At 44.9% G+C, this 5617-nt stretch carries 5 protein-coding genes, 1 tRNA gene and 1 pseudogene; all 7 read right to left on the reverse strand.

All coding sequences use genetic code 11. From position 1 onward, the window contains the following. Positions 1-241: 241 nt before the first annotated feature. Positions 242-1675 (reverse strand): hypothetical protein, encoded by a 1434-nt coding sequence (locus tag AC2VDX_RS15035; RefSeq protein WP_486928191.1) that lies wholly within the window; start codon positions 1673-1675, stop codon positions 242-244. Between the two features lie 584 nt (positions 1676-2259). Next, positions 2260-2694, reverse strand: a complete 435-nt coding sequence (locus AC2VDX_RS15040) for a hypothetical protein (protein WP_486928192.1) — start codon at positions 2692-2694, stop codon at positions 2260-2262. Continuing rightward, positions 2694-3080 carry a 50S ribosomal protein L7/L12 gene (gene rplL, locus AC2VDX_RS15045; protein ID WP_486928193.1) on the reverse strand — a complete coding sequence of 129 codons (387 nt, stop codon included), beginning with the start codon at positions 3078-3080 and terminating at the stop codon, positions 2694-2696. The genes AC2VDX_RS15040 and rplL overlap by 1 nt, the downstream gene beginning before the upstream one ends. 68 nt (positions 3081-3148) lie before the next feature. After that, a tRNA-Met gene (locus AC2VDX_RS15050) sits at positions 3149-3215 on the reverse strand. 843 nt (positions 3216-4058) lie between these two features. After that, positions 4059-4259 (reverse strand): hypothetical protein, encoded by a 201-nt coding sequence (locus AC2VDX_RS15055; protein ID WP_486928194.1) that lies wholly within the window; start codon positions 4257-4259, stop codon positions 4059-4061. A gap of 354 nt (positions 4260-4613) precedes the next feature. Beyond that, positions 4614-5492: a WD40 repeat domain-containing protein gene (locus AC2VDX_RS15060; RefSeq protein WP_486928195.1), complete on the reverse strand. Its 879-nt coding sequence runs from the start codon at positions 5490-5492 to the stop codon at positions 4614-4616. 16 nt (positions 5493-5508) lie between these two features. After that, positions 5509-5617, reverse strand: a pseudogene (locus tag AC2VDX_RS15065) (IS5 family transposase); the annotation flags it as partial.

Here is a 5617-nt window from a genome sequence, read left to right on the forward strand (position 1 = left end):
TCAGCTTTTAGAACAGCTATATCCTATCGGTTTGTCCGTTGGCTTCAGGAGAATACTGACGTATTTGCCTTACACCTAGCCCATTTAGGGCTTGTTTGGGCTTGAACAAAGTTCAAGTCCCGCTAAGAAGAGAGGGAAAAGGAAGAAATTTTTTCACGACAAAGGGGGTTTTTTCTCCCCCTTCCCTGCGAGGGAAGGAGTTAGGTTCCGCATCCTACAATTGAGCTAAAATTCAGGCGATCTAGTTATCAACTCGCACTGGTAATGGTGTCTCTAGAATTTCCATCAGCAACTCAAGGTGAGATGGACGAGAAAGCATTGGCACTAAGTTTGGCAACGAGTAGTAATCACCCGCGAAGGTGAATGTTTCAAGCGATACTTGAGACTCCTGCAACTGCCGTTCTAAATGGTTGCTGTGATTGCCGACTTTGACGATAATTACATTCGGCATCATCTTCAACTCTTCGCAGTATCGGGGATACACTGTGTTGAAGTAAGGAGCGTTGTTTTCGCCTTCATCGGTGACAATAATAATCTGTTCCACCGACTGCTTCTGCCGACGCATCTTTTCCAGGGATGCACCGATGCTGGTACAACCTTCTGGGAATAGGTGCTGGAAGGCTTTTTCCCAATCTGACAGTGTTTTACCTTGTGCTTTTACTTCAACTGCTTTGTCGTCGAAGGCGTAAACAAACAAATTGCCTTCGCTGATGCCAGAAATCAAAGCTGCAATTTGCTTACCGACTTCCAGCGCCTCAGTCATGCTGCTGCTTTTGTCTACAAACAAGGCGGTAGATTTGGTAATCTTACCCCGCTTTTTCACCTGTTCGTTGACAACTTGCTCTAGCTGTGCAACAGTTGCATCATCGACATTGGCGACACCCCCTGCTTTCATTGCCTTGAATGCAGAGACGCGATCGCTAGATTGCGCTTCGGTCAGTTTCGCATCAAGCAACACCTTCACCTCGGCATTTTCCATCGCATCCCGCGCTTGCAGTGACTTGAGGTTGTTAATGACTTCCTGCGGTGACATGGCGTTAACCAGCGCTATTAGCACTTCTGGCGTTACTTCCTTCACCGCACCAATGGCAACAGTGTAGGGAATTTTGTGTTCTGCAATCAGTTGTGCTTGTGCTTCTGGTGTCTCTGATGAAGCAAGTTGCTTGAGTGCAAACGCAAGGCTATCTTCAGGTGGTGCATCGAGAAATAGTATGGCGTTAGCGCGATCGCTAGGGCGGATGTGCAAACTTGCATACAGATGCTTCATCGCCTTGCGTCCCCGCATTGCAGCGCGATCGAAGAATGCAGCATTCTTTTCCCGTTCCTTCAGATAACGCTGTACCGCAGTCCGCGCCGAACGTGGCAACTTTTGCTGATGCTGCTTCATAAAGTCTACAATCCGCGCCACCTGGTAAGGCGGAAATTCTTGTAGCATCATGAAACCCGCACCTCGGTGTTCGTTCAAGCTGCTGGTAAGCAAATTACCAACAAAAACTTCCTTGTGGTCGCGGACATCACCCTGACGCTGATACCATACAGCTAGGTGTCCGTAAAAGATGGGGTCAAGTTCCACCATCATCTTATGCACTTCTGCTACCTTACCTAGTTCCCGGTGTGGTGTGGTAAGCAGACTGTTGAGTATTTCCAAACGCAAGTCGCGTTCTAGTGTATTCATTGCAACTACCTCCATTGCATCGAGAAAGTGTTGAGGAGGCAGATGTCGCACGCAAGTAATTTGGTGCCGCGCAAGTCGAGAAAGCTGTTTTTTTACCTTAGAAGGGTATGTAAGCTTTTTCAGTTGGGGCGCGGCGACAACTGCCATTATAAATCGTTGAGAAAGAGCCTGTCAACCCTGCTGCTTATAGTTTTTGCTTACAGGATCAGCTATTGTCATTACTCAGTGAAAGCGCAAGACTATTGCTTTCTATCCGCCAGAGACTTAAGTCTCTGGCTAATAGTTAAAGTCCACGCTTAGTGGACTATAGAAGCAGCTTTCTCATTAGTCGGTTTCAACCGACTTTCGCTATGAGCCAGCGATTTGAATCGCTGGCGGTATGACTCAAGTCCACTTTAGTGGACTATAGAAGCAGCTTTCTCATTAGTCGGTTTCAACCGACTTTCGCTATGAGCCAGCGATTTGAATCGCTGGCGGTATGACGGGAAAAGCGTCATTTTACTCCTATTAAAATCAAATCTGGGTAATGAGAATAAAACAGTCTTGGAATCCTTTGGCGGAAGCACAGTCTCCTCTTAAAGAATTTAGTCCAAAGGTTTCAAATCTGGTTCAACCCAGCTATTTCGTGCCTCCCAAGACATTAAGCGAGCGCGGTTGTAGTATGTCACAGGAAGATTCTTATCTCCGTAACTATCGATAAGTTCGTTGGCAAGATATACGATAGAGCAAGTTCGCTCTGCAACCGATAGATAGCGACCTATTATCCGAATCCAAAATAAAGTTATGGTTTCGTGATAGCCGCTGTCCTTGTTGGTTTGGATGTCACTAACTTTGTTGTAGTGCTGGATGCGATCGCGTATGCAATTCGTCGCTTCTGCTTCCGAGTAACGAGTGAGATACCATATTGCAACGGTTAAGTGTGCGCGATGATCCCACTCGCATCGTGGCAATGTACAACTCTCGAATGCTGCGATTAGACTTTCTATTTCATCGACTGATTGGTATTTCACAACCGTCATTAACTGAGAGAAACTTTTGCACCTGCGGCTTCCAATTGTTGTTTAATATCAGAGGCGATGTCAAGTGCGATCGCTTCCTTCACCACTTTCGGCGCTGACTCAACAAAGTCTTTTGCTGCCTTCAGATCCAAATTAGTCAAAGCCCGTACAACTTTGAGGATTGCAATCTTCTTATCAGCAGTAACTTCCTCCAGAACCACATCAAACTCAGTTTTTAATTCTGGTTTTCCGTCAGTATTTTCTTGGTTTGTCTCGGCAATAATTATCTGCTGACGAGGAGAAGCATCAACACCGAAAGTTTTTTCAACCTGCTTAACCAGTTCCGCAGTCTCAATTAGCGTTAATGATTGCAACTGTTCTAGAATATTAAGTGTTTTTACAGACATTGTTATACTCCTCCTCATCCTTAGAAATGAAATATTGGCACTACGCGCAAGTTGAGAAAGCTGTTTGTTTATACGCAGGATTTGAACCTGCATAATCTTGATTATGAGTCAAGCGCCTGTACCAATTCGGCTAGTATGTAAGCTTTATCGATTAGGGCGCGTAGTGGAAATTTTTACAATTAGAAATAATGAGTGTCCCGCACAAGTTTAAAAAGCTATTCACTGGAGAGTTACCGTTACTCTACACTGCCAAATAATGACAGTGGTAGGAATCGTAGGCGAAGCCTTCTCGAAGAGTACCTACATTTCCCGCTTATCAGGCGGATGTGTGTATGCTTCTCAGGTTAGGGTGCGGAACACAAAATTTAAAGTTGAATCTTCATAAAAGACACTATTTGGGTTGCAATATGCTTCTGAAAAATTTGTCACTTCGTACAAGTTAAGAAAGCTATAGTTAACGGGAGTTGAACCCGACCTATCGATTAATAGTCGATTGCTCTACCACAGAGCTAGTATGTAAGCTTTCTGGGTTAGGGTACGAAGTGGAAGCTTTATTTTTTATTTCCAGTTGGGTTAAAGTGTGGTAGGCTACGCGCAAGTTAAAGAAGCTTTTTTTTACACCTCTCCAAAAAGCGGAGAGGGTAGGAATCGTAGGCGAAGCCTTCTCGAAGAGTACCTACAATTCGGTGTCCCGAACGTTACCAGTTTGTATGCTTCCAGAGTCGGGGCGCGTGCCATCAATACCCACGATTTGCAATTTTCAATCCCGCACAAGTTAACAAAGCGGTTATCACTTTGGCGCTCTATCCGTTGAGCTACAGATGCATTAAAAGCAGCTGGTGGGAATCGTAGGCGAAGCCTTCTCGAAGAGTACCCACTACCTCCCCGATCGTAACGGGAATGTGTGTATGCTTCACAAATTAGGGCGCGGGACATGAATAGTTTTGAGTTTTGAATTAATTTCAAATTCAAAACTATTTAGCCATAAACGGCTTCTGGACGCACAATTAAATCCCCACTGGGACGGCGATCTACGACGTAGGATTGGAAGCGATCGCTTCTGACATCAAAATGCTGTGCGAGGCGTTCCTTAACGGCTTTGTCGTTCATCCCATCCCTTACACCCAGTTGATTTTCTGCAATGTCGTAAGAACGACCTTCAAAACGAATGTGAACCACCTTAGACACCTCCTTCAAGCTGGTAGGTAAAGCAAGTCAAGAAGAGAAATGCTTTTGCTTTGCTTCTCCTTAATACTACATTTATACTACAAAGACTGTCAAGGGGTTGAAAAAACTTTTTTCGTGTCTATTGGTTATCTCCCTCTCTAGCTCTACTTCCCAGCAGAGAGTTTAACCCTTGTCAGGTTTCCTTTGAGATTCCCTATATTCAGAAATCTTTTTTCTTTGAAACGTTCTCCTGTAAAAGTCTTCAGCACTTATGGGGAAAGCATAGGGTTTGCAGTGAGGGGGTGAGGTTCCGAGTGGATTGCACTCAAGGGAGAAGCGCTATATTTCTAACCAATTTCTATCAGTTCATATATAGCGATCGCAATTAACCTTGATTTTGTGCAACTCTACTGGCAAATGGAGAGGGTGTGGGGAGTGCAGATAGTCCCGCATCCAGGCACAATTTAGAACCAGTAGGGCATCAAGATCCAAATTCCATAAAATAATCGTGCGATCGCTACTGGCTGAAGCTAAAGTTTGACCATCTGGGCTAAAACTTACAGCCAAAACGCTATCAGTATGCCCACCTAGGGTTTTGAGCAATTTACCACTAAGGCTCCAGAGTTTCACCGTTCCGTCAGAACTGGCAGAAGCTAAAGTTTCACCATTGGGACTGAAGCTGATGCTATTGACTCGATTTGTATGTCCTGTTAAGGTTTTGAGCAACTGACCGCTGTTGCTCCAAAGTTTTACAGTTCCATCAGCACTGGCAGAAGCTAAAGTACTACCATCGGGACTGAAGCTGACATCCAAGATAGCAGCACTATGTTCCGCCAGAGTGATGAGCAAACTTCCGTTAAGTTGCCAAAGCTTCACCGTTTCGTCAGCACTAGCAGAAGCTAAAGTCTGACCATCCGGACTGAAACTCACGCTTGTTACCGATTCCTGATGTCCTATCAAGGTGTCGAGCAAAGTTCCATCCCGATTCCAGAGTTTCACGGTTCTGTCAGCACTCGCTGTAGCTAAAGTCTGACCATCTGGACTGAAACTAACACTCAAGACACCAGCAGTATGTCCCTGAAAGGTTTTCACAAGCGTGCCGTCTTGGTGCCACAATTTTATCGTTTTGTCAGCACTCGCTGAAGCAAACGTCTGTCCATCCGGGCTGAAACTGATGCTGGAAATCGCCGCATTGTGTCCTTTGAGAGTTCTTAGCAACTTCCCGTCTTGATGCCAAAGCTTCACTAGACCTCTTGCGGAATTAAGATTTTTCAGCTATTTTTAGCTCATAGTTATAAATTCCTGCTAGCAGGTTTACTCGCAAGCCAAATCTCTTTCTTCTATTTCTATAACGGCTAGATAAAATTCGG

The organism is Coleofasciculus sp. H7-1, from assembly GCF_057473865.1.